The organism is Pseudomonas sp. ADAK2, from assembly GCF_012935755.1.
Classification (GTDB): domain Bacteria; phylum Pseudomonadota; class Gammaproteobacteria; order Pseudomonadales; family Pseudomonadaceae; genus Aquipseudomonas.
The window spans coordinates 3,626,497-3,648,585 of sequence record NZ_CP052862.1 but is presented as its reverse complement, the minus strand read 5'-3'; the positions used below and the strand labels follow the sequence as shown (position 1 = coordinate 3,648,585).

General features: G+C 61.5%; 20 protein-coding genes and 1 pseudogene. 10 read left to right on the top strand and 11 right to left on the bottom strand.

Annotation, left to right across the window (positions count from 1 at the left end):
* Nucleotides 1-175 precede the first annotated feature (175 nt).
* Both HKK52_RS16940 and HKK52_RS16935 read left to right on the top strand, forming a co-directional pair.
* Nucleotides 176-1,453 carry an acetyl-CoA C-acetyltransferase gene (locus HKK52_RS16940; RefSeq protein WP_169371774.1) on the top strand — a complete coding sequence of 426 codons (1,278 nt, stop codon included), beginning with the start codon at nt 176-178 and terminating at the stop codon, nt 1,451-1,453.
* A gap of 90 nt (nt 1,454-1,543) precedes the next feature.
* Entirely contained in the window at nt 1,544-2,335 is a 792-nt protein-coding gene (locus HKK52_RS16935) for an AraC family transcriptional regulator (RefSeq protein ID WP_169371773.1), read from the top strand.
* Nucleotides 2,336-2,481: 146 nt separating this feature from the next.
* On the opposite strand, the gene HKK52_RS33005 is transcribed toward HKK52_RS16935, so the two are convergent.
* On the bottom strand, nt 2,482-3,210 hold the full coding sequence (locus tag HKK52_RS33005; RefSeq protein WP_429528426.1) for a methyl-accepting chemotaxis protein: 729 nt from the start codon (nt 3,208-3,210) through the stop codon (nt 2,482-2,484).
* A gap of 129 nt (nt 3,211-3,339) precedes the next feature.
* Nucleotides 3,340-4,428, bottom strand: a pseudogene (locus HKK52_RS33000) (cache domain-containing protein); the annotation flags it as partial.
* A 446-nt stretch (nt 4,429-4,874) separates the two neighbouring features.
* Here HKK52_RS33000 and HKK52_RS16925 point away from each other — a divergent pair.
* Both HKK52_RS16925 and HKK52_RS16920 read left to right on the top strand, forming a co-directional pair.
* Complete coding sequence (locus tag HKK52_RS16925) at nt 4,875-5,768, top strand: PA4780 family RIO1-like protein kinase (RefSeq protein ID WP_169371771.1); 894 nt, start codon at nt 4,875-4,877, stop codon at nt 5,766-5,768.
* Nucleotides 5,769-5,864: 96 nt separating this feature from the next.
* Complete coding sequence (locus HKK52_RS16920) at nt 5,865-7,079, top strand: MFS transporter (protein ID WP_169371770.1); 1,215 nt, start codon at nt 5,865-5,867, stop codon at nt 7,077-7,079.
* On the opposite strand, the gene cueR is transcribed toward HKK52_RS16920, so the two are convergent.
* The 3 genes from cueR to HKK52_RS16905 all read right to left on the bottom strand — a co-directional run bounded on the left by cueR (nt 7,033) and on the right by HKK52_RS16905 (nt 10,434).
* Nucleotides 7,033-7,446, bottom strand: a complete 414-nt coding sequence (cueR, locus tag HKK52_RS16915; RefSeq protein ID WP_169371769.1) for a Cu(I)-responsive transcriptional regulator — start codon at nt 7,444-7,446, stop codon at nt 7,033-7,035. The genes HKK52_RS16920 and cueR overlap by 47 nt on opposite strands.
* Entirely contained in the window at nt 7,443-9,833 is a 2,391-nt protein-coding gene (locus tag HKK52_RS16910; protein ID WP_169371768.1) for a heavy metal translocating P-type ATPase, read from the bottom strand. The genes cueR and HKK52_RS16910 overlap by 4 nt, the downstream gene beginning before the upstream one ends.
* A gap of 217 nt (nt 9,834-10,050) precedes the next feature.
* A complete protein-coding gene (locus tag HKK52_RS16905) occupies nt 10,051-10,434 on the bottom strand; it encodes a hypothetical protein (RefSeq protein WP_169371767.1) in 384 nt (127 codons plus the stop codon).
* A 146-nt stretch (nt 10,435-10,580) separates the two neighbouring features.
* Between HKK52_RS16905 and HKK52_RS16900 the strand changes: the two genes are divergently transcribed.
* On the top strand, nt 10,581-10,778 hold the full coding sequence (locus HKK52_RS16900) for a heavy-metal-associated domain-containing protein (protein ID WP_169371766.1): 198 nt from the start codon (nt 10,581-10,583) through the stop codon (nt 10,776-10,778).
* Nucleotides 10,779-10,907: 129 nt separating this feature from the next.
* Nucleotides 10,908-12,104: a multidrug effflux MFS transporter gene (locus HKK52_RS16895; RefSeq protein WP_169371765.1), complete on the top strand. Its 1,197-nt coding sequence runs from the start codon at nt 10,908-10,910 to the stop codon at nt 12,102-12,104.
* Between the two features lie 8 nt (nt 12,105-12,112).
* Here HKK52_RS16895 and HKK52_RS16890 read toward each other — a convergent pair whose 3' ends face one another.
* The 3 genes from HKK52_RS16890 to HKK52_RS16880 form a co-directional block, all read right to left on the bottom strand.
* Nucleotides 12,113-12,283: a hypothetical protein gene (locus tag HKK52_RS16890; protein WP_166656054.1), complete on the bottom strand. Its 171-nt coding sequence runs from the start codon at nt 12,281-12,283 to the stop codon at nt 12,113-12,115.
* A 187-nt stretch (nt 12,284-12,470) separates the two neighbouring features.
* The gene (locus tag HKK52_RS16885) at nt 12,471-13,484 is read right to left on the bottom strand and encodes a zinc-binding alcohol dehydrogenase family protein (RefSeq protein WP_169371764.1); all 1,014 of its coding nucleotides are present in this window, start codon (nt 13,482-13,484) and stop codon (nt 12,471-12,473) included.
* 30 nt (nt 13,485-13,514) lie between these two features.
* Nucleotides 13,515-13,808, bottom strand: coding sequence for a putative quinol monooxygenase (locus HKK52_RS16880; RefSeq protein WP_169371763.1), 294 nt, complete (start codon nt 13,806-13,808; stop codon nt 13,515-13,517).
* Between the two features lie 119 nt (nt 13,809-13,927).
* Here HKK52_RS16880 and HKK52_RS16875 point away from each other — a divergent pair, with 119 nt between their 5' ends.
* From HKK52_RS16875 to HKK52_RS16865, 3 genes are all read left to right on the top strand, one after another.
* Nucleotides 13,928-14,857: a LysR family transcriptional regulator gene (locus tag HKK52_RS16875; protein WP_169371762.1), complete on the top strand. Its 930-nt coding sequence runs from the start codon at nt 13,928-13,930 to the stop codon at nt 14,855-14,857.
* A gap of 304 nt (nt 14,858-15,161) precedes the next feature.
* Nucleotides 15,162-15,896 (top strand): ArsR/SmtB family transcription factor, encoded by a 735-nt coding sequence (locus tag HKK52_RS16870; protein WP_169371761.1) that lies wholly within the window; start codon nt 15,162-15,164, stop codon nt 15,894-15,896.
* 127 nt (nt 15,897-16,023) lie between these two features.
* Entirely contained in the window at nt 16,024-17,403 is a 1,380-nt protein-coding gene (locus tag HKK52_RS16865; RefSeq protein WP_169371760.1) for an MFS transporter, read from the top strand.
* Nucleotides 17,404-17,445: 42 nt separating this feature from the next.
* Here the strand turns inward: HKK52_RS16865 and HKK52_RS16860 are convergent, their stop codons facing one another.
* From HKK52_RS16860 to HKK52_RS16850, 3 genes are all read right to left on the bottom strand, one after another.
* Nucleotides 17,446-18,399 (bottom strand): adenosine deaminase, encoded by a 954-nt coding sequence (locus HKK52_RS16860; protein WP_054043972.1) that lies wholly within the window; start codon nt 18,397-18,399, stop codon nt 17,446-17,448.
* An 81-nt stretch (nt 18,400-18,480) separates the two neighbouring features.
* Nucleotides 18,481-19,446: a 2-oxoglutarate and iron-dependent oxygenase domain-containing protein gene (locus tag HKK52_RS16855; protein WP_169371759.1), complete on the bottom strand. Its 966-nt coding sequence runs from the start codon at nt 19,444-19,446 to the stop codon at nt 18,481-18,483.
* Nucleotides 19,447-19,583: 137 nt separating this feature from the next.
* Nucleotides 19,584-20,666: a BMP family ABC transporter substrate-binding protein gene (locus HKK52_RS16850; RefSeq protein WP_169371758.1), complete on the bottom strand. Its 1,083-nt coding sequence runs from the start codon at nt 20,664-20,666 to the stop codon at nt 19,584-19,586.
* A gap of 315 nt (nt 20,667-20,981) precedes the next feature.
* On the opposite strand from HKK52_RS16850, the gene HKK52_RS16845 reads away from it, so the two are divergent.
* Nucleotides 20,982-22,070 carry a calcium:proton antiporter gene (locus HKK52_RS16845; RefSeq protein ID WP_169371757.1) on the top strand — a complete coding sequence of 363 codons (1,089 nt, stop codon included), beginning with the start codon at nt 20,982-20,984 and terminating at the stop codon, nt 22,068-22,070.
* Nucleotides 22,071-22,089: the final 19 nt, after the last annotated feature.

The following is a 22,089-nucleotide window of genomic DNA, read 5'->3' as shown; positions in this document are numbered from 1 at the left end:
GCAGGACTTTCGGGGAAATGCAGAACCTGTGGCGAGGGAGCTTGCTCCCGCCGGGGCGCGCAGCGGCCCCCTCGTTACCTGAAAAGAAGGGGACTGCTGCGCAGTCCAGCGGGAGCAAGCTCCCTCGCCACAGAGGGGATTGCGTTCACATCTAAATTTTTACAAGGAGCTTTTCATGACTCAGCTGCGCCGCGTCGCGATTATCGGCGGTAACCGTATTCCTTTCGCCCGTTCCAATGGGCCGTACGCCACCGCCAGTAACCAGGCGATGCTCACCGCAGCGCTCGAAGGCTTGATCGAACGCTTCAACCTGCACGGCCTGCGCATGGGCGAAGTGGCGGCAGGGGCGGTGCTCAAGCATTCCCGGGATTTCAACCTGACCCGCGAATGCGTACTCGGCTCGCGATTGTCACCGACCACCCCGGCCTACGACATCCAGCAGGCCTGCGGCACCGGTCTGGAAGCGGCGCTGTTGGTGGCCAACAAAATCGCCCTCGGCCAGATCGAGTGCGGCATTGCTGGCGGTGTCGACACTACCTCCGACGCGCCGATCGGCATCAATGAAGGTCTACGCAAAATCCTCCTGCAAGCCAATCGCGCCAAGACTACCGGCGACAAACTGAAAACCTTCCTGCAACTGCGCCCAGGCCACCTGATCCCGGAGTTCCCGCGCAACGGCGAACCACGTACCGGCCTGTCCATGGGCGAACACTGCGAGTTGATGGCCCAGACCTGGAACATCCCCCGCGCCGAGCAGGACCAACTGGCCCTCGAGAGTCATCAGAAACTCGCCGCGTCCTACAGCGAAGGCTGGCACAACGACCTGATGACGCCGTTTCTCGGTCTGACCCGCGACAACAACCTGCGCCCGGACCTGACCCTGGAAAAACTTGCCTCGCTCAAACCCGCGTTCGAGAAAAGCGCCAAAGGCACGATGACCGCGGGCAACTCCACGCCGCTTACCGATGGCGCTTCACTGGTGTTGTTGGGCAGCGAAGAATGGGCGAAAGAGCGCGGCTTGCCGATCCTCGCCTATTTGCGCGATGGCGAAGCGGCGGCGGTGGATTTCGTCAACGGCGCCGAAGGGCTGCTGATGGCGCCGGTGTATGCCGTGCCGCGCTTGCTGGCGCGCAATGGCCTGACCTTGCAGGACTTCGATTACTACGAAATCCACGAAGCCTTCGCCGCGCAAGTGCTGTGCACGCTGAAAGCCTGGGAAGATCCCGAATACTGCAAAACCCGTCTCGGCCTCGACGCACCGCTGGGCTCCATCGACCGCAGCCGGCTTAACGTCAAGGGCAGTTCACTGGCGGCCGGGCACCCGTTTGCGGCCACCGGCGGGCGCATCGTCGCCAACCTGGCGAAGCTGCTGGACGCGGCGGGCAAGGGGCGCGGGTTGATCTCGATTTGTGCGGCGGGTGGGCAGGGTGTCACGGCGATCATCGAGCGCTGAGCCCACTGCCACAGGGAAATGTGTTTGTCAGGAAGGGAGAGTTGGCCTAACGTCGGCCCTATCTGCCGTCCTGCGACACAAGGCCCAGTAATGACGTCCAACGGACAACTTTCTCTCGAACGCTCGATCCCCGCCCTGACGGCATTACCGCGCCCTCTGTTCGCCCGCGCCGAAAGCCTCAACGCCGGCTCATGGACGCCACCTCATCGCCACGACTGGGTGCAGTTCTCCTACGCCATCAGTGGCGTGCTCGGCGTGCACACCGCCGAGGGCAGTTTCTTCGCGCCGCCGCAGTGGGGCATCTGGATTCCCGCCGATCTCGAACACCAGGTGGTGACCTCGATGCGCGCCGAGATGCGCAGCCTGTATGTGCGCCGCGAGGATTGCGCATGGGCGGACGAGCGATGTCGGGTGCTGGAAGTGACGCCGCTGGCTCGAGAGCTGATCAAGAGTTTCTGCCTGTTGCCGGTGGAGTATCCACAGGGCGACAGCCAGGAAGCGCGGCTGGTGAATGTGTTGCTGGATCAGTTGGCGAATCTGCCAGAAGTGGCGTTCTCGCTGCCATTGCCCCGGCATGAACGCTTGCTCGGGTTATGCAACGAGCTGATCGAGAACCCTGAGCTAAACGTGACGTTGCAGGTGTGGGCGGGACGCTTGGGCACGTCGGAGAAAACCCTGATGCGCTTGTTTCAGCGTGAAACCGGCTTGAGCTTTCGCGGCTGGCGCCAGCGCGCGCGGCTGTTGTCGTCGCTGAGTTTGCTGGAGGAGGGCGACAGCGTGACCAATGCCGCGCTGGCCTGTGGGTATGACTCGACGTCGGCGTTTATCGCGGCGTTCAAGGGGTTGTTCGGGTTTACCCCGGGGGAATTGTTTCGGCAGTAATTGTGGCGAGGGAGCTTGCTCCCGCTGGAGCGCGAAGCGGTCCCAATTCGGTCAACGCGGTGTATCAGGTATTTCGCGTTTTCCGGTTTGCGACTGCTTCGCAGCCGAGCGGGAGCAAGCTCCCTCGCCACAGGTATCGGTGCGGATCAGGTCCTGAACCGCCGAACCAACCCATCCAGCTCATTCGACAACCCGGCCAGGCTCTGGGAATCCAGGCGCGCCGAGTTCGCCAACTCCGCCACCAACTGCGCATCACCATGAATCTGGCTGATATGCCGATTGATGTCTTCCGCCACCTGATGCTGTTCTTCGGCTGCCGTCGCGATCTGCGTGTTCATATCGCGAATCACATCCACCGACTCACGAATCAGCCCGAAGCTGCTGCGCGCTTCGCCAATGCGCGTGACCGATTGCTGCGACACTTCCAGGCTCGCATGCATCTGCTGCGTGACCTGGCTGGTACGTTTGGCGAGGTTGCCGAGCAAACCGTCGATTTCCGCTGTGGAGTCAGCAGTCCGTTTCGCCAGTGCCCGGACTTCATCCGCCACCACCGCAAAGCCACGCCCTTGTTCGCCGGCCCGTGCCGCTTCAATCGCCGCGTTCAGCGCCAGCAGGTTGGTCTGTTCGGCAATCGAGCGAATCGTCCCCAGAATCGACTGAATGTCATTGCTGTCGCGTTCCAGTTGCTGCATCGACTGCGCCGACGATTCAATTTCCTGGCTCAAGCGATCGACGCTGGTGACCGCGGCATCGATCTGCTGCTGACCTTCGCGGGCCTGGCGCTGGCCGCTGTCGGCCGACTCGGCGGCCTGGCTGCATGAGCGGGCGACTTCGTTGGCGGTGGCGACCATTTCGTGGAACGCCGTGGACACCATGTCCACCGCTTCACGCTGGCGCCCGGCGGCTTCGGCCATGTCGCTGGAGACCCGGGTCGAGCTCTGGGAGGTGGCGAGAATTCGATTGGCGGCGCCGCCGATGCTTTGAATCAGGTTGCGAATCGCCGACAGGAACTGGTTGAACCAGTTGGCCAGTTGCGCGGTTTCGTCGCTGCCACGGATTTCAAGGTTCTTGGTCAGGTCGCCTTCACCTTGGGCGATGCCTTCCAGACCGCTGGCCACGCTGCGGATCGGCCGCACGATGACACTGGCAAAGCTGGCGCCGACGATGGCGAAAAACACCGCCAACACGGCGGCGATGATTGCGATCAGCCAAGTCAGTTGGGTGGCCGAGCTCATCACGTCGGTTTGCTTGATCAGGCCGATAAAGGTCCAGCCCAGTTGCTCCGACGGCCAGACATTGGCCATGTAGCGCTCGCCATTCAGCTCCACTTCCACCAGGCCTTTGCCGGCCTTGGCCAGTTGCGCATAGCCTTCGCCGAGGCTGCTCAGGGCCTTGAAGTTGTGCTCAGGCTGCTTCGGATCAACCAGCACGGTGCCGCTGTTTTCCAGCAGCATCAGGTAGCCGGTTTCGCCGAGCTTGATCTGTTTGACGATTTCGGTGAGCTGCTTGAGCGTCACGTCGATGCTGACCACGCCGCCGTTGCTGCCCAACTTGTTGTCGATGGTGCGCACGGTGCTGACGTAGGTCGCATCGTCCTGGGCCCAGTAATAGGCCTCCGTGCGAAACGGTTTACCCGGTTTGGCCTGGGCCGCCTTGTACCAGGGGCGCTGGCGCGGATCGTAATTGCTCAGTTTTGCGTCGTCGGGCCAGGACACATAACCGCCGGCCGCGGTGCCGACGATCGCGTAGGCGTAGGACGGGTGGCTGTTGCCCAGGTCCTGGAGGAAGGCGAAGACCTTTTTGTCCATCTCGCCCTGGGGGATGCTCTCGGCGTTGGCCGCCATGTAGGTCTTGAGGCTGTCGTCGGTGTTCTTGATCAGCGGTTGCGACGCCAGGTAGTCGACGTTCTGGCTGATACCGTCAAAGAACAGCTGCATGGCATTGCTGACCTGACGGATCTCGCGGCCGCTGCTGTCGACGAAATCGTCCTTGGCATCGCTGCGCAAGTTCAGCACGACCAGGGTGGCGACCAGCACCACGGGTAAGCAGGCGATGATTGCAAACGCCCAGGTCAACTTCTGTTTGATGTTCATCCGCGCTCCAGATTTTCTTGTTGGCCCACGCAGTGCAGATGACTCGCGGATTATTGGCAGCCGAAAACGGTGTAGAAGGGCTCGGTTCCTTGAGGGCGGCATCGTCTTTTTAGTCGGGACGATTGTCGGACAAATCCTTTTCTCTCTGAGGACTTCGGCCGAAAAAAGGGGAAATTGAGGCCCGTTGAGAAAAATCCGACAAATAGGAGGAATGCAGATGTCAGCTTCTGTCGTAAATGCCCTCGCATCCCTGCACCAACACGTGCCGGCGGGTCGGCTATGATCTTCAGCGGTCGCTGATAGGGGCGTGATTTTTCGGATAAATTCGGCACATTGTGTGCATCTGCAATGTTCATAGGTCGGCAACCCCTCCCCGAGTTGCGAGGATTGCCGTATAACGAATGACTTTCGCGTGTTTGGTAATAAAGGACCCACAATAAAAGCTGATGAAGACTCCAAAACGCATTGAACCCCTGATCGAGGACGGTCTGGTCGACGAGGTGCTGCGCCCACTCATGAGTGGTAAAGAAGCAGCTGTTTATGTGGTGCGCTGCGGTAACGAGCTACGTTGCGCGAAGGTCTACAAGGAGGCGAATAAACGCAGTTTCCGCCAGGCGGCCGAGTATCAGGAAGGCCGCAAGGTCCGCAACAGCCGACAGGCTCGGGCGATGGCCAAGGGCTCCAAGTTCGGCAAGAAAGAAACCGAGGACGCCTGGCAGAACGCCGAAGTGGCGGCCCTGTTTCGTCTGGCCGGTGCCGGGGTGCGGGTGCCCAAGCCGTACGACTTCCTTGAAGGCGTACTGCTGATGGAGCTGGTGGCCGATGAATACGGCGATGCCGCGCCGCGTCTGAACGACGTGGTGCTGGAGCCGGACCAGGCCCGTGAATACCACACGTTCCTGATCTCCCAGATCGTGCTGATGTTGTGTACCGGTCTGGTGCACGGTGACCTTTCGGAGTTCAACGTGCTGTTGACCCCGAGCGGCCCGGTGATCATCGACTTGCCGCAAGCGGTCGACGCAGCGGGCAACAACCACGCGTTCACGATGCTGGAGCGCGACGTGGGCAACATGGCGTCTTACTTCGGGCGGTTTGCGCCGGAGTTGAAAAAGACCAAGTACGCCAAGGAAATGTGGGCCCTGTACGAAGCCGGCACCTTGCACCCGGCGAGCATCCTCACCGGCGAGTTCGATGAACCGGAAGAGCTGGCCGATGTGGGCGGCGTCATCCGCGAAATCGAGGCGGCACGCCTGGATGAAGAGCGCAAGCAAGCGGTGCGCGCAGCCGATGATGCGCCACCGAGCAAAACCGAAGAACCGCCTCCACCGTGGATGCAGTGATCGGTTGACGAAAAACCCGGTTTAGGCCGGGTTTTTTTGCAAGACACGCAACACCCCGTAGGGATCTAAAACACCTCTCACACTCAAGGATTGAATGTGAACTCCACCCGCAATGCCCACCTGATCATCACTGCCCGCCTGATCTCCGATTTCGGCGCGTTCCTCAACATGGTCGCCCTGGTCACTTACGTTTATGTCCTCAGCAACAGCGCGATGAGCGTGGCGATCTTCCTTGCCAGCCGCGTGTCCGGGGGGATTTTTGCCAGTCTGATTGGCACTCCGTTCTACCGTCGCGTGGCCGGGCGCCTGCCGCTGATTGCCTTCGATTTATTGCGCGCCGGGGTGCTCGGTTTGCTGCTGATTCTGCCGGTGGCCCAGCAAGCGTTGCTGCTGCCGGTGATTGCCTTCGGCCTGGGCTTCGGTAATTCGATGTTCGCCATCGGCCTCAACAGCCAGTTGCCGAACCTGATCGACCGCGAACACTTGCTCAAGACCAACGCCTGGATCACGTCGGCAGCATCCATTGCCATGGTCGCTGGCAGTCTGGTGGCGGGGCTGGTGGTCGCGGCGTTTGGCTTTGAAGCGGTGTTCGCGCTGAACGTGGTCACTTACCTGCTGGCGGCGTTGTTGATTGTGCCGTTGCGTTTTCACACGGTAGCAACGAGCACTGAATCAAAAAGCGAGCGCGGAGAATGGTCAGCCTTGCTGCAAGGTTTGCGCAGCGCCCCGGTGTTGGCGGCGATGCTCGCGGTGGCCATGGCAGATACGTTGGGCAGCGCGGCGCACAACGTCGGTTTCCCGATCATCTCGCGGCTGCTGACGCCAGAATCCGCCAGCACCACGCTCGGCCTGATGCTGGCGGTGTGGGCCAGCGGCAAACTGATCGGCGCGCGGATTGCCAGTCGGCTCAAAGGCTCGGACAACATCAACCTGGAACGACGTTTTTTCTATGGCGTGCTGTTGATGTCCTGCGGCTTCATCCTGATGTTCCAGCAGCAGACGCTGTACGGTCTGCTGCTGTTCTCTTTGCCGGCCGGGTTGGGCGATGGATTTTCCGAAGTCGGCCTGATGTCGCGCCTGCAACGGGAGCCGGATCACCTGCGCCTGCCGATCTTCAGTTTCCTGACGTTGCTGCAAATGACCGGTTTCGGCATCGGCATGCTGATCGCCGCGCCGTTCTATGCCTGGTGGACGCCCGGCGCGGTGGTGCTGTTGTTCCATGGCATTCCCCTCACCACGTTGCTGGTGGTAAAGGGTTTGTCCTTCAGGCGCGGGAAGGTGCAGCGCAGCAACCCGACGCCAGCTCCTTGAGAATCGGGCAGTCGGGGCGATGGTCGCCCTGGCAGTGCTCGACCAGGTCCTGCAAGGTGTCGCGCAACTGGCCGAGTTCGCGGATCTTCTGGTTCAACTCGTCGATGTGCTGACGGGCCAGGGCCTTCACGTCGGCGCTGGCCCGCTGGCGGTCCTGCCATAAGGTCAGCAACTTGCCGACCTCTTCCAGCGAAAACCCCAAGTCACGGGAGCGCTTGATGAACGCCAGCGTGTGCAGGTCGTCATCACCATAGACCCGGTAGCCGCTGTCGGTGCGATGGGCGGCCTTGAGCAAGCCGATGGACTCGTAATAACGGATCATCTTCGCACTCAGGCCACTGTGGCGGGCCGCTTGGCCGATGTTCATCGGTTGTCCTCCAGATCCTTGGGTTTCCAGGTTTTCAACAGTAGCGCATTGCTCACCACGCTGACGCTCGACAGCGCCATCGCCGCGCCCGCCAGCACCGGGTTGAGGAAGCCGAACGCCGCCAGCGGAATGCCGATCAGGTTATAGACGAAGGCCCAGAACAGGTTCTGGCGGATCTTCGCGTAGGTCTTGCGGCTGATCTCCAGCGCCGCTGGCACCAATCGTGGATCGCCGCGCATCAGGGTGATCCCGGCAGCGTGCATCGCCACATCGGTGCCACCGCCCATGGCGATGCCGATATCCGCCGCAGCCAGGGCCGGGGCGTCGTTGATGCCATCGCCGACCATCGCCACCACGCCGGTTTTCTTCAGCTCGGCGACGGTGGCGGCTTTGTCCGCTGGGAGGACTTCGGCGTGCACATCGCTGATGCCCAGCGCTTCGGCGACGACTTTGGCGCTGCCACGGTTATCGCCGGTCAGCAGATGGCTGCTGATGTTTCGCGCGTTGAGCTGCTGCACTGCTTGCAGGGCGCCGGGTTTGAGGGTGTCGCCGAAAGCGAAGAGGCCAAGGACGCGGGGCTCGGGGCTTTGCTCGATCAACCACGACAAGGTCCGGCCTTCGGTTTCCCAGGCTGTTGCGGAGTCGGCCAAGGAACCTGCGCTCAACGCGCTTTCTTCCAACAGACGACGATTGCCCAACGCCAAGCGACGACCGTCGAGTGTGCCGGCGATGCCGCGCCCGGTCAGCGATTGGCTGTCGGTGACGTCGGCCACGTCCAGCCCGCGTTCGGCGCAGACATCCAGAACAGCCTTGGCCAATGGGTGTTCGCTGCCCCGTTGCAGCGCACCGGCCATTTGCAGCAGGGCGGCTTCGTCACCGTCCAGTGCACTCAAATGCGCGATACGCGGCGCACCGGAGGTCAGGGTGCCGGTCTTATCGAAGACCACGGCGCTGACTTCATGGGCGCGTTCCAGTGCTTCGGCGTCCTTGATCAGAATCCCGTAGCGCGCCGCCACGCCGGTGCCGGCCATGATCGCTGTCGGTGTTGCCAGCCCCAAAGCGCAAGGACAAGCGATCACCAGCACCGCGACAGCATTGATCAGCGCGGTTTCAATCGGCGCGCCGTACAGCCACCAACCGATCAAGGTCGCCAGGGCCAGCACCAACACTGTCGGCACGAACACCTGGCTGACTTTATCCACCAGTTTCTGGATCGGTGCCTTCGCGGCTTGGGCGTCTTCGACTAGACGAATGATGCGCGCCAATACGGTTTCGGCGCCGAGGGCCAAGGTGCGTACCAGCAAGCGGCCTTCGCCATTGATTGCGCCGCCGGTGACTTTGTCGCCGGGTTGTTTCGGCACCGGCAGGCTTTCGCCGCTGATCAGCGCTTCGTCGGCATGGCTCTGGCCTTCCACCACTTCGCCGTCCACCGGGAAACGTTCGCCAGGCTTGACCATCACCAGATCATTCAGGCGCAAGGCGCTGATGGCGACGTCTAGTTCACGGCCGTCGATCACCTGAATCGCCCGTTCCGGACGCAGCGCTTCCAGTGCGCGAATGGCGCTGGCGGTCTGGCGTTTGGCGCGGCTTTCCAGGTATTTGCCCAGCAGCACCAGCGCGATGACCACTGCCGAGGCTTCGAAATACAGATGCGGCATGCGCCCGGCGGCAGTCGCCCATTCGTACAAACTCAAGCCATAACCGGCGCTGGTGCCCAGGGCGACGAGCAAATCCATGTTGCCGGCACCGGCGCGCACGGCTTTCCAGGCAGCGACGTAGAAGCGTGCACCGAAGATAAATTGCACCGGTGTGGCCAGGGCAAATTGCGCCCAGGCCGGCAGCATCCAGTGCACGCCGAACGGTTGCAGCAGCATCGGCAACACCAGCGGCAAAGCGAGGGCGATGGCGGCGAGCAGGATCCAGCGTTCACGTTGCAGGCGGGTTTGTTGATTATCGGTGGGGTGTTCGACTTCCCAGACACTGGCGTTGTAGCCGGCCTTGGTCACGGCGGCGATCAGGATTTGTGGGGCGATCTGGCCGAGCAATTCGAGGTGGGCGCGTTCGTTGGCCAGGTTGACGCTGACGCTCTTCACCCCCGGCACCTTGGTCAAGGCGCGTTCGACCCGGCCGACGCAGGAAGCGCAGGTCATGCCGTCGATGCTCAATTCCAGACTTTGCTGCGGCACGCTGTAACCGGCTTGCTGCACTGCGTCCATCAACGCCGGCAAGCTGTCGCTGGGGGCCTGGATGCGCGCCTGCTCGGTGGCGAGGTTGACGCTGACGGCAGTGGCGCCGATGACTTTGCTCAAGGCACGCTCGACACGCCCGGCGCAACTGGCGCAGGTCATGCCGGCAATCGGCAGATCGAAAGTGGTGGATTCGGACATCGGTCACGCTCCCTGTAGAAAGTGCCTACAGGATCAACCTTGCCATGCGGGCAAGGTCAAGCGCCATGTCTCAGATCAAAGGATCGCCGCATGATCGCATGATCGTTCCCACGTTCCGCGTGGGAATGCCTCAACGGACGCTCCGCGTTCGGCTTTTGGGACGCAGAGCGTCCCGGGCTGCATTCCCACGCAGAGCGTGGGAACGATCAGGTGGGGATCAATATTCGAGAGCGGCGGGCTTGAGGTACATCCCTTCCTGTGTCATCGCAATCCGGTACTTCAACACGTCCCCGGCCTTGAGCGTAATGTTCTGCGAGCCCGGCGCGAGCATTCCCGGGTTGCAGCCCGGCGCCTGGCCCGGCAGCAGTTTCAGGCGCAGCGAAACATTGCCCGGCGGCAGGTTGAACGAGGTGCTCTGTTCCTGGAACAGCCGCGCCGACAGTTGATCCTGGATGTACACGCCGATCTCACAGGAGGTCGCGACTTCCAGGCGCTCGCGGGAAATGATCAGTACGCCATAGTCCTCCCCGGCGGCATTGGCCGAGGGCAGGGCGGCAAAAAGGCTGAGGAAGCCAAACAGGCTGAGAGCTGACCATCGCATGGCTGAATCTCCTGAGGTCGGGTCATTGATGACGCAGCTTGGCCGAGCGCGACGCCGAATGCCAGCCCGGCAGTTTGTTTCAGAACTTGACCTTGCCATGGTGGCAAGCTCAAGAATGCCCGCAACCTCACTCAAGGAGTTACGCCATGCAAGTGTTCAACGTTCAAGGCATGTCCTGCGGTCACTGCGTCAAGGCCATCACCCAAGCCGTGCAAGCCAAGGACCCTGCGGCCAGTGTGCGGGTGGATCTGGCGACAAAAGAAGTCGGCGTCGAAAGCGGTTTGACGGCGGAGCAAGTGATCGCTGCCATCACCGAAGAAGGCTACGACGCCAAAGTCGCCTGAAGCCATCCTCCCACATTGGTTTTGCATTCATTCAGGGGTTTTTAATAGTTAGCGACCTATCGGAATGTTCAAGGCGTCCCCACGCGGCTAGACTGTCGAGCTGCCGACTCACGCCCAACTGGATGCCTGATGAACTTCCGTACCATTCTGATTCTTGGTGCCCTGACCGCTTTCGGTCCGCTGGCGATCGATTTCTACTTGCCGGCGTTCCCGTCTATCGCGCAGTCGTTCGGCACTGACGAAAAACACGTGCAAATGACCCTCGCCGCGTATTTCCTCGGCCTGTCCATTGGTCAGTTGCTCTACGGTCCGGTAGCGGATCGTTTCGGCCGGCGTATTCCGTTGCTCACCGGCGTCGGCTTATTCACCGCAGCGTCCCTGGCCTGTGCCTTTGCGCCGAACCTGGAATGGCTGATGGGCGCGCGATTCGTCCAGGCACTGGGCGGTTGCGCGGGGATGGTGATCTCCCGGGCGGTGGTCAGCGATAAATGCGATGCGGTGGGCTCGGCAAAAGTCTTTTCGCAACTGATGCTGGTGATGGGCCTGGCGCCGATTCTTGCGCCGATGCTCGGCGGGTTGTTGGTCAACACCACCGGCTGGCAATCGATCTTCCTCGTGCTGACCGGGTTCAGCGCCCTGGCCGCCTTGGCCGTGGCCCTCGGCTTGCCGGAAAGCCTGCCGGACTATGTGCCGCGTCAACCGTTGAAGGGGGCGTTGCGTCAGTACGGTCGCTTGTTGGCCGATCCGGTCTACCTCGGCCACGCCCTGACCGGCGGCCTCGCCGTCGCCGGGATGTTCGCCTACATCTCCGGTTCGCCGTTTGTCTTTATCAAGCTCTACGGCGTGCCGGCCGAGCATTTCGGCTGGTTGTTCGGCACCAACGCGGCGGGCTTTATCCTGGTGGCGCAGGTCAATGCGCGACTGTTGGCCAAGCGCGGGCCGGCGTTCCTGTTGGCTCGGACAGTGTGGATTTACCTGGGCGCGGGCCTGACATTGCTGGCGGTCAGCTCAATGCACACCGAACAGCTATGGCCGCTGCTGATTCCATTGTTTATCTGTATTGCCAGCCTCGGCTGCATCCTGCCCAACGCCTCGGCCTGCGCCATGAACGGGCAGGGCGCCCGCGCCGGCAGTGCGTCGGCGCTGCTGGGGTGCCTGCAATTCAGCATCGCCGCCGGGGCGGCATCGCTGGTGGGGTTTTTGCACGATGGCAGCGCCATGCCGATGGCCATGGTCATCAGCCTGTGCGGAATTCTGGTGGTGAGCGTGGCGATGCTCACCCGACGTTTGCAAAATGCCCGGGCGCTGGCCCAAGCCGAAGTGTGAGTGCGGACTCAGCCAGCGGCACGCTGCTGGCGGTCGGGGATTTGATGAGGGGCGTGTAGCCGCGCTTCCAGGGTTCGGGTGAAGGCGCGCGCTTCGGCTTCGCTGCGGAAGGTGACGGCGTGTTGGTCCAGACGGACTTGCCACTGGGATGTTGCCACTTCTTTTATCAGGATCTTCATTGCTGACCTCCTTAAGTAAAAGACTGCGTCGCAGAGGTCTCGATTGTAGACCTGAATACGATCGCAATTGTGACAACGGTCAACTCTCTGACTGACGGTGCAACATCGCTTTTGTAGGAGCGAGGCTTGCCCGCGAAGGCGATCTTGAGCGCGCCATCGCGGGCAAGCCATGCTCCTACGCAAGCGGTTAGAAACCTTCTAATACAATTTTGCCTTTCGACTTGCCGCTCTCCAGCAGTTCATGGGCGCGACGCAGGTTGGCTGCATTGATGGTGCCGAAGTGCTCGCCCACTGTGGTTTTCAAAGTCCCGGCATCGATCAGCTCCGCGACGCGGTTGAGCAGTTTGTGCTGCTCAATCATGTCCGCGGTCTCGAACAGCGAGCGGGTGTACATGAACTCCCAGTGCAACGAAAGGCTCTTGCGCTTGAGCTTGGTCACGTCCAGCGCCTTCGGATCATCGATCAGCGCCAGTTTGCCCTGAGGCGCCAGGGCCTCGACCAGTTGATCCAGATGCTCATCGGTCTGGGTCAGGCTGGCGACGTGGGTCACCTGCGCGACGCCTGCACGCTTGAGTTCTTCACTCAGCGGCTGGCTGTGATCGATCACCAGATCGGCGCCCAGCTCACGCACCCAGCTCTGGGTTTGCGGACGGGAAGCGGTGCCGATCACCTTCAACCCAGTGAGTTGATTGGCCAGCTGAGTCAGGATCGAACCGACGCCACCGGCCGCTCCGACGATCAGCAAGCTCTGGCCTTCATCGGTCTTGCCTTCACGTACTTGCAGGCGTTCGAACAACAATTCCCACGCGGTGATCGCGGTCAGCGGCAACGCAGCCGCTTCAGCAAAGCCGAGGGTTTTCGGCATGTGCCCGACGATCCGCTCATCCACCACATGCAACTCGCTGTTGCCGCCGGCACGGGCGATGGAACCCGCGTAAAACACCTTGTCGCCAGCCTTGAACAGCGTCACGTCGCTGCCCACTGCCTTGACCACACCGGCCACGTCCCAGCCCAGCACTTTCGCCGCGCCTTCTTCAGGCTGGACGTTCTGCCGGACCTTGGCGTCCACCGGGTTGACCGAGATGGCTTTGACTTCCACCAGCAGGTCACGTGGGCCGGCGACCGGTTCTGGCAGTTCGATGTCTTGCAGGGATTTGGCGTCGCTGATCGGCAAGGAGGCGTAATAGGCAATGGCTTTCATGGAGGGCTCCGTCAGTAATAAAGGAAGGGATCAGCCGAGAGTGCGCAGGCGCTTGAGCTCGAAGTGTTCGAGAAAGTCACCGGCCTTGGCGCGGAAGTTCTGGATGTGGGCGCTGGCGTCATGGGCTTGCAGGGCCTCGTCGCTGCTCCATTGTTCGATCATGTAGAAACCCAGCGGATTGGCCAGGTCCTGGTGCAAATCGTATTGACCGCAACCGGCTTCGGCACGCGTCGGTTCCAGCAGCGCCCGCAGGTGCTGTTCGAGGGCGTCTTGCTGGCCGGGTTTGGCGATGAGGGTGGCGATCGCGGTAAAAGGCTGGGACATGTTCGACTCCTGGCACTGAGTGGTTTTCGATGGGGCAGATGATTGGCTATTTCCCGGCAAGATAAAACCCGCTAAAAGAGCAGTCTCTTTCAATATTTTTTTGATAATCGGGGCTGAAGATGCTGCGTTTCGATGACTTGCAGTTGTTTGTCCGGGCGGCGGACCTGGGCAGTCTGTCGGCGGCGGCACGGGTGATGGACATGTCGGCGGCGGTAGCCAGCGCGGCACTCAAGCGCATCGAACAGCAACTCGGCGCCCGATTGCTGGCCCGTTCCACCCGCAGTCTGCGCCTGACCGCCGAAGGCGAAGGCTTTCTGGAATATGCCCGGGCGGCCCTGAGCAATCTGGACGAAGGCCGGCGTCTGTTGGCCAGCGGTCAGGATCAGGTCAGCGGCGTGTTGCAACTGTCGGCGCCTTCGGATTTCGGTCGCAACCTGTTGCTGCCGTGGCTGGATGAATTCCAGCGCGAGCACCCGAAGTTGACCATGCGTTTGCTGCTGGGCGATCGCATCGCCGACCTGTTTCGCCAACCGGTGGACATCGCCCTGCGTTACGGCGAACCGGAGGACTCAAGCCTGGTGGCGCTGCCCATCGCCCCGCAGAACCGGCGCGTGCTCTGTGCGTCGCCCGCGTACCTGGCCCGGCACGGCGAGCCCCGCCAGCTGGAGCAATTGGCGCAGCACAATTGCCTGCTGTTCATGCTTGGCAGCCGGGTGCATGACCGTTGGAGTTTCCACGATGGCAAGCGCGAAGTCGGGCTGACGGTCAGTGGCGACCGCTTCAGCGATGATGCCGATGTGGTGCGCCTGTGGGCGGTGGCGGGGGCCGGGATCGCTTACAAGTCCTGGCTGGATGTGGCTGCCGATGTGCTGGCCGGTCGCTTGAAAGTGCTGTTACCGGAGTTGCTGTGTGAGCGCGCACCGCTGAATTTGCTGTGCGCCCATCGCGCGCAATTGAGTAAGCCGGTGAACCTTTTGCGGGAAATGCTTGCCAGCCGATGCGCTCAGTTGAGTAGTCAATTTCCAGCGTTACCGGGCGTTGATCATTAGTCGCAGGCAAATAGCGAAATTTCTGTCAGGAACTATCACCACCCACGACCTCCCAAGGGCAGGAACCGGCGGTCAACCCGCTTATACTAGCGCCGCCTCATGCCTGCACCGTCGAACCGGCCCGGACGCGTTCACCTTGCAGTCGTCCTTGCCCGGGAGTCGGCCCGGGTTGTTCGACAGAACGCGTTGTGTGGGTGGCTTGCCTGACTCGGTTCATGACGGTTTTCGCGTCTTGGCCGACGACACATTACTGGTCAAGATGTCTCTGAGCAGTAGACGAAACGATTCAACAGGGAGTGAAAACATGGAACATGCACCTTGCATCAGCCAGATCGCCACGCTGCTGGCTGACCCCAAGCGCAGCGCAATGATGTGGGCCTTGATGGATGGCTCGGCACGGCAAACCGAAGAGCTGGCGTTGCTGGCCGGGTTGTCGCCGTCTTCGGCCAGTGCACACCTGGGGCGTTTGTCCGCCGGAGGTCTGTTGAAAGTCGAAGAGCGCGGGCGCAAAAGGTTCTTCCGCCTGGCCGCGCCCGAAATCGGCGCCGCGGTAGAGGCGCTGGCCAGTGCGACCCTGGCCAGCAAGCCGCGGGACATTCCGGAGACGATCAAGCGCGGCAACCTCCTGGGCAAGCGCCAGGCAGCACCGTCTTCACTGTTGCAGGCGCGGCTGTGCGATGACCATCTGGGTGGCACGCTGGCGGCGGACCTGTACCAGCGTTTGCTGGATGCGGGCTGGATCGAGCAATTCGATCAGCGCGTCGTCGTCACCCATAAAGGCTCCACACAGCTGGCCACCAGAGGGGTGTTCATCCAGGCCCTGGCCCACCGTAACGGGCAAGTCGCCTGCGCCTGCCCCGACTGGAGTGAACGCCGTCCGCACCTGGGGGGCTCGCTGGGCGCGGCGTTGTTGCAGTTGTTCATGCAGTCCGGCTGGTTGACCCTGCCCAATGAGTCGCGGGCCTTGCAGATCACTGCGGCCGGGCAGCGAGAAGTTCACCGTTTCGCCAAGGAGTCCGAGCTGGAAATGGCGTTGTAGACGCTTCGAGACCGACGTCTGAGGTGTTGGGCGTCGTTCAGGGTTGCGAGCAGGTCGCATCCAGCAATTACCCCCAGCCGCTATCGCGCACACTCGATCCGGGGACTTTCGGATGGGGGAATGCGGCATGGAAATACCAGGATTCAGCGCGGCAGAACGCTTGGAACGACTGCCCATCAGCGGTTATCACCGCATCATTTTCATCATCATTGCCTTGGCGTTTTTCTTCGATTCCATGGACTTGGCGATGATGACGTTCCTGTTGGGGTCGATCAAAACCGAGTTCGGCCTGAGCAGCGCCCAGGCCGGGTTGCTGGCCAGTTCGAGCTTCTTCGGCATGGTGCTGGGGGCATCGCTGTCCGGCATGCTGGCCGACCGTTTCGGGCGCAAACCGGTATTCCAGTGGAGCATCGTGTTGTGGGGCCTCGCCAGTTACCTGTGCTCCACCGCGCAGACGGTGGAAACCCTGACGCTGTTCCGCATCCTGCTGGGGATCGGCATGGGCATGGAGTTTCCCATTGCGCAGTCAATGCTCTCGGAGCTGATCCCGGCCAAGGGGCGCGGGCGTTATATCGCGTTGATGGACGGCTTCTGGCCACTGGGTTTCGTCGCCGCCGGGGTGCTGTCGTACTTCCTGCTGCCGGTGATTGGCTGGCGCGACATCTTCCTGGTGTTGGCGGTGCCGGCGGTGTTTGTCCTGGCGATTCGGTTCTTCATTCCCGAATCACCGCGCTGGCTTGAACAGGCCGGCAAGCATGAGGCGGCGGACAAGGTGTTGCTGCGTATTGAAGAGCAGGTTCGCAAATCGCTGGGGCGTGCGGAGTTGCCCGCACCGATTCGCTTACCGCGCGTGGCAAGTACGCCGGGCAACTTCTTTTCCGCGTTGCGCCAGATCTGGTCGCCGCTGTACCGCCAGCGCACGATGATGATCTGGAGCGTCTGGTTCTTTGCCTTGCTCGGCTTCTACGGCTTGACCTCGTGGCTCAGCGCCTTGCTGCAACAGTCGGGTTTTGCCGTGACCCAGTCGGTGTATTACACGGTACTGATTTCCCTCGGCGGCATTCCCGGTTTTCTCATGGCCGCCTGGCTGGTGGAACGCTGGGGACGCAAACCGGTGTGTATCGTCACGTTGCTGGGCGGCGGGGTGATGGCGTTTCTCTACGGCCAGAGTGCGGTGTTTGGCGGCAACGTCGCGCTGTTGATCACCTCGGGCCTGCTGATGCAGTTCTTTCTGTTCGGCATGTGGGCGGTGCTCTACACCTACACGCCGGAGTTGTACCCGACCTCGGCGCGAGCCACGGGCTCGGGCTTTGCCTCGGCGATCGGGCGCGTCGGTTCGTTGCTCGGGCCGTTGGTGACCGGGCTGGTGTTCCCGATTACCGGGCAGGGCGGGGTGTTCGCCTTGGGGGCGATGTGTTTTGCGATTGCGGCGGCGGTGGTGTGGGTGTTCGGGATGGAGACGCGGGGCAAGACGTTGGAGGAGCTGAGCGAAGCGGTAGCGCAATGATCGTTCCCACGCGGAGCGTGGGAACGATCATGCGACGGAAACTTAGGGTTTCACCAACCGCGCATCCAGACTGTTCTGCGCCAACCGCTTGGCCTGATCCTGGGTCATGCCCAGATCGGTGTACAGCGCATGGAAGTTCTCCGTGACATAACCGCCGAAGTACGCCGGGTCATCGGAATTCACCGTCACTTTCACCCCACGTTCCAGCATGTCGAGGATGTTGTGCTGGGACATGTGATCGAACACGCAAAGCTTGGTGTTCGACAACGGGCACACGGTCAACGGGATCTGCTCGTCGATGATTCGCTGCATCAAGCGCTCGTCTTCGATGGCGCGCACGCCATGGTCGATGCGCTGGATTTTCAGCAAGTCGATGGCTTCCCAGATGTACTCCGGCGGGCCTTCTTCACCGGCATGGGCGACGGTCAGGAAGCCTTCGTGGCGGGCCCGATCAAACACGCGCTGGAACTTGCTCGGCGGATGACCCATCTCCGAACTGTCCAGACCGACAGCGACAAACGCATCACGGAATGGCAGCGCCTGGTCGAGGGTTTTCTGTGCTTCGTCTTCGCTCAAGTGGCGCAGGAAGCTCAGGATCAAACCGCTGGTGATGCCCAGTTGCTGCTCGCCATCTTTCAGTGCGGCAGCGATGCCGTTGAGTACCACTTCGAACGGCACACCACGGTCGGTGTGGGTCTGCGGGTCGAAGAACGGTTCGGTGTGAATCACGTTCTGCGCCTTGCAACGCAACAGGTAGGCCCAGGTCAGGTCGTAGAAATCCTGGGAGGTGCGCAGCACGTCGGCGCCCTTGTAGTACAGGTCGAGAAATTCCTGCAGGTTGTTGAAGGCGTAGGCCTTGCGCAGGGTTTCGACGTCGTCCCACGGCAGGGCGATCTTGTTGCGTTCAGCCAGGGCGAACAGCAGCTCGGGCTCCAGCGAGCCTTCCAGGTGCAAGTGCAGTTCTGCCTTGGGCAGGGCGTTCAGCCAGTCGTACATGTTCGAATTCTCATCAGGTGCAATGACGGCATTCTACAGATGCTCGCCGCAACAATTGGTAAAACCTGACCGGACGGTTGATCAAACTGTTTGCGGTTCCCGTCTATAGGCGTAGGTATCGGCGAAGCGTGACAGCAGGAATTCAGCGCAGGTGGTGACCGGATATTTCGCCGGGTGCAGTTCATCCTGGCAACCAGGCAGGCATTCGATGGGTGTGTCGGGATGCGGCTCGGCGAAGAACGGCATCGAATAACGGTCCACGCCCAGCGGGCTGATGACCCGATGCGGTGTCGACAGGTAACGGTCGTTGCTCCAGCGCGCCATCATGTCGCCGAGATTCACCACGAACGTGCCTTCGATCGGCGGCGCGTCGATCCATTCACCTTTGACGTTGCGCACTTGCAGGCCACCGGCGGCGTCCTGGTAGAGCAGGGTGATGCAACCGTAATCGGTGTGGGCGCCGGCGCCTTGTTGTTCTTCGGAGCTGGCGGTGTGGCGCGGCGGGTAATGGATCATTCGCAGTACGCTGACTGGCTCGTTAAACCGTGTGTCGAAGAAGTCCCGCTCAATGCCGAGGGCCATCGTCATGGCTCGCAACAAAGTTTGCGCGAGGGCCTGCATGTCGAGGTAATGCTGCTCCATCAGTGCTTCCCAACCGGGCATCGACGGATGGCGATTGGGGCCACGCAGCGGTTTTTCTGCCAGCACTTCAGGATGATCGGCCGGCAGGTGCAGGCCCATGTCGAAGGTTTCTTTCAGATCGCTGGGTTTGCTCGGGTCCAGTTGCTCGGTGGCGATGGCGCCGTAGCCGCGATGGTGTCGGGTCTGGGTGATGTCGATCTTGAGCTTTTCGGCGGCGGGCAGGGCGAAGAAGCGTTGGGCGTGGTCGAGCACCGCTTCGATGCGGTTCGCGCTGATCGGATGACCCTTGATGTAGAAAAAGCCCCAGTCGCGGCAGGCGCGGTCGATGTGGTTGGCGACGGTTTGCCAGGCATCCTGGTCGTCGGTGTAGAGCGGGGCGATGTCGATGATCGGGAGCTGATTCATGCTGAGTTCTCGCTAATGATCGTTCCCACGCTCCGCGTGGGAATGCAGCCCGGGACGCTCCGCGTCCCACAAAGCGGGCGCGGAGCGTCCATTGAGGCATTCCTTTGCTGCGCGTGGGAACGATCTGCAGAAGGGAGTTACTTCGGAATGTCGGCCTTCATGCCTTCCACGTAATAATTCATCGACGCCAGTTCCGCATTACTCGCCGTCGCCCCCGCCCGGATTTTCTCGACACCGGCCTGGTCCTTGATCGGCCCGGTAAACGGATGCAGCGCACCGCTCTTGATGTCGGCAATGATCTGCTCGGCTTCGGCTTTCACCGGCGCTGGCACCAAATCGCTGATCGGCAGTTCAACCGTGCCTTCCTTCAAGCCGCCCCAGTAATCCTGGGATTTCCAGTTGTGGTCGAGCACGCTCTGCGTCGCTTGAATGTAGTGCGGGCCCCAGTCGTTGACGATGGAGGTCAGCACCGCTTTCGGCCCGAAGTGCGCCATGTCCGAAGCGTAGCCCACGGCGTACACGCCGCGCCGCTCGGCGGCCTGGATCGGTGCCGGGCTGTCGGTGTGCTGGAACACCACGTCCACGCCCTGGTCGATCAGCGCGTTGGCGGCATCGGCCTCTTTGCCCGGATCGAACCACGAGTTGACCCACACCACTTTGATCTCGGTGCCCGGGTTGTACTTGTTCAGGGCCAGTTGAATGGCGTTGATGTCGCGGATCACTTCCGGGATCGGGAACGAAGCGACGTAGCCGATCTTCTTGGTCTTGGTCATCTTCGCCGCAAGGAAGCCGCCGACGTAGCGCCCCTCGTAGGTGCGCGCCAGGTAGGTGCCAAGGTTCTTGTCCTGCTTGTAGCCGGTGGCGTGCTCGAAGGTCACCTTGGGGAATTGCTTGGCGACTTTCAGCGTCGGGTTCATGTAGCCGAAAGACGTGGTGAAAATCAGGTCGTAGTTGTCCTTGGCCATGTTGCGGATCACCCGCTCAGCGTCGGCGCCTTCGGCGACGTTCTCCACGTAGTTGGTGGTGATCTGCGAACCGAACTTCTCCGCCAGCGCCTTGCGCCCCTGTTCATGTTGATACGTCCAGCCGTGGTCACCGATCGGGCCGATATAGACGAAGCCGACTTTCAGCGGGTCGGCGGCACTGGCGCTCAGGCTGGCGCTCAGACCGATGGCCGCTGCAACGGCGCACAGCAACTTCTTCAACGGACGTTTATGCATGAACTCGAACTCCATTTTGTTTTGAGGTTGGCGAGGTCAATGCAAATTGCTGACCAACAGGACAACAAAAAAACCGAAACCGTGTGAAGGCCTTCGCGGGCAAGCCTCGCTCCTACAAAAGCGACGCGAACACCGCCCCTGTAGGAGCGAGGCTTGCCCGCGAAGAGGCCCTGACGGCTACCGCAGAACTATCCCGGTGCACGCTTGCCAATCCACGCCATCCACTGGTGCGCTAAGGTGTAACGAAACGTTAGCGCCGCCCCGCAGTCAGTAGCTCATCACCCTGTTTACGCTCCACTGTGCAAAAGGCTCGCAATGCTCACACTCCTCAAGCAAGAAAGTTTCCTGCTGCTGGCCGTCCTCGCCGCCGCCATCGCCTACCCGCTGGAGCACTTGATGTTGCACAGCGGCCAGGCCGTCGCACTGGCCGCCGGCCTGGTGCTGATCGCCTTCATCGTCGCCGCGTCCATGCGTGTCGCCCATCACGCCGAACTGCTCGCGGAGAAAGTCGGCGACCCCTACGGCACGATGATCCTGACCCTGGCGGCCGTGCTGGTGGAAGTGGTGATCCTGGCGATCATGATGAGCAACGAAGCCTCGCCGACCCTGGTGCGCGACACGATTTATTCGGCAGTGATGCTCGACATCAACGGCATCCTCGGCCTGGCCGCGTTGATGGGCGGAATCAAGCATGGCGAGCAGTCCTACAACGACGATTCGGCGCGCAGCTACAGCGTGATGATCCTCACCGCCATGGGCGTGTCGATGGTGGTGCCGGAGTTCATTCCCGAAGCCAATTGGAAGATTTATTCGGCGTTCACCATCGGTGCGATGGTCGTGCTCTACACCTTGTTCCTGCGCATGCAGGTCGGGCCGCACAGTTATTTCTTCAGCTACAGCTACCCGGAAAAACGCCGCAAGAAAGACCCCGAGGAAGAAGCCGAAGCGGTCAACGTGCCGCTGAGCATCGCGACCCTGGTGTTTGGCGTGGTGGTGATCGGCGCATTGGCCGAAGTGATGTCCAAGACCCTCGACCTGGGCCTGGAAGGCACAGGTGCGCCGCCGGTCATCACAGCGATCCTGGTGGCCGCAATCTCCGCCGCCCCAGAGATCCTGACCGCGTTGCGCGCAGCCCTGGCCAACCGCATGCAGTCAGTGGTCAACATCGCGATGGGGGCTTCGCTGTCAACCGTGATCCTGACCGTGCCGGTGATGGAAGCGATGGCGCTCTACACCGGCCAGCCGTTTCAAATGGCGATGACCCCGGTGCAGACGGTGATGATCTTCCTGACGTTGATTGTCAGTGCGATCAACCTCAATGACGGGGAGACCAATGCCATTGAGGGCATGACGCATTTTGTGTTGTTTGCGACGTTTATCATGTTGTCGTTGTTGGGCCTCTGATCGTTCCCACGCTCTGGTC

Coding starts and splice junctions, on each gene's coding strand:
- HKK52_RS16940 (WP_169371774.1), top strand. CDS start 176: ATGACTCAGCTGCGCCGCGTCGCGATTATCGGCGGTAACCGTATTCCT.
- HKK52_RS16935 (WP_169371773.1), top strand. CDS start 1,544: ATGACGTCCAACGGACAACTTTCTCTCGAACGCTCGATCCCCGCCCTG.
- HKK52_RS33005 (WP_429528426.1), bottom strand. CDS start 3,210: ATGGTGTCCACGGCGTTCCACGAAATGGTCGCCACCGCCAACGAAGTC.
- HKK52_RS16925 (WP_169371771.1), top strand. CDS start 4,875: ATGAAGACTCCAAAACGCATTGAACCCCTGATCGAGGACGGTCTGGTC.
- cueR (WP_169371769.1), bottom strand. CDS start 7,446: ATGAACATCGGCCAAGCGGCCCGCCACAGTGGCCTGAGTGCGAAGATG.
- HKK52_RS16910 (WP_169371768.1), bottom strand. CDS start 9,833: ATGTCCGAATCCACCACTTTCGATCTGCCGATTGCCGGCATGACCTGC.
- HKK52_RS16905 (WP_169371767.1), bottom strand. CDS start 10,434: ATGCGATGGTCAGCTCTCAGCCTGTTTGGCTTCCTCAGCCTTTTTGCC.
- HKK52_RS16900 (WP_169371766.1), top strand. CDS start 10,581: ATGCAAGTGTTCAACGTTCAAGGCATGTCCTGCGGTCACTGCGTCAAG.
- HKK52_RS16895 (WP_169371765.1), top strand. CDS start 10,908: ATGAACTTCCGTACCATTCTGATTCTTGGTGCCCTGACCGCTTTCGGT.
- HKK52_RS16890 (WP_166656054.1), bottom strand. CDS start 12,283: ATGAAGATCCTGATAAAAGAAGTGGCAACATCCCAGTGGCAAGTCCGT.
- HKK52_RS16885 (WP_169371764.1), bottom strand. CDS start 13,484: ATGAAAGCCATTGCCTATTACGCCTCCTTGCCGATCAGCGACGCCAAA.
- HKK52_RS16880 (WP_169371763.1), bottom strand. CDS start 13,808: ATGTCCCAGCCTTTTACCGCGATCGCCACCCTCATCGCCAAACCCGGC.
- HKK52_RS16875 (WP_169371762.1), top strand. CDS start 13,928: ATGCTGCGTTTCGATGACTTGCAGTTGTTTGTCCGGGCGGCGGACCTG.
- HKK52_RS16870 (WP_169371761.1), top strand. CDS start 15,162: ATGGAACATGCACCTTGCATCAGCCAGATCGCCACGCTGCTGGCTGAC.
- HKK52_RS16865 (WP_169371760.1), top strand. CDS start 16,024: ATGGAAATACCAGGATTCAGCGCGGCAGAACGCTTGGAACGACTGCCC.
- HKK52_RS16860 (WP_054043972.1), bottom strand. CDS start 18,399: ATGTACGACTGGCTGAACGCCCTGCCCAAGGCAGAACTGCACTTGCAC.
- HKK52_RS16855 (WP_169371759.1), bottom strand. CDS start 19,446: ATGAATCAGCTCCCGATCATCGACATCGCCCCGCTCTACACCGACGAC.
- HKK52_RS16850 (WP_169371758.1), bottom strand. CDS start 20,666: ATGCATAAACGTCCGTTGAAGAAGTTGCTGTGCGCCGTTGCAGCGGCC.
- HKK52_RS16845 (WP_169371757.1), top strand. CDS start 20,982: ATGCTCACACTCCTCAAGCAAGAAAGTTTCCTGCTGCTGGCCGTCCTC.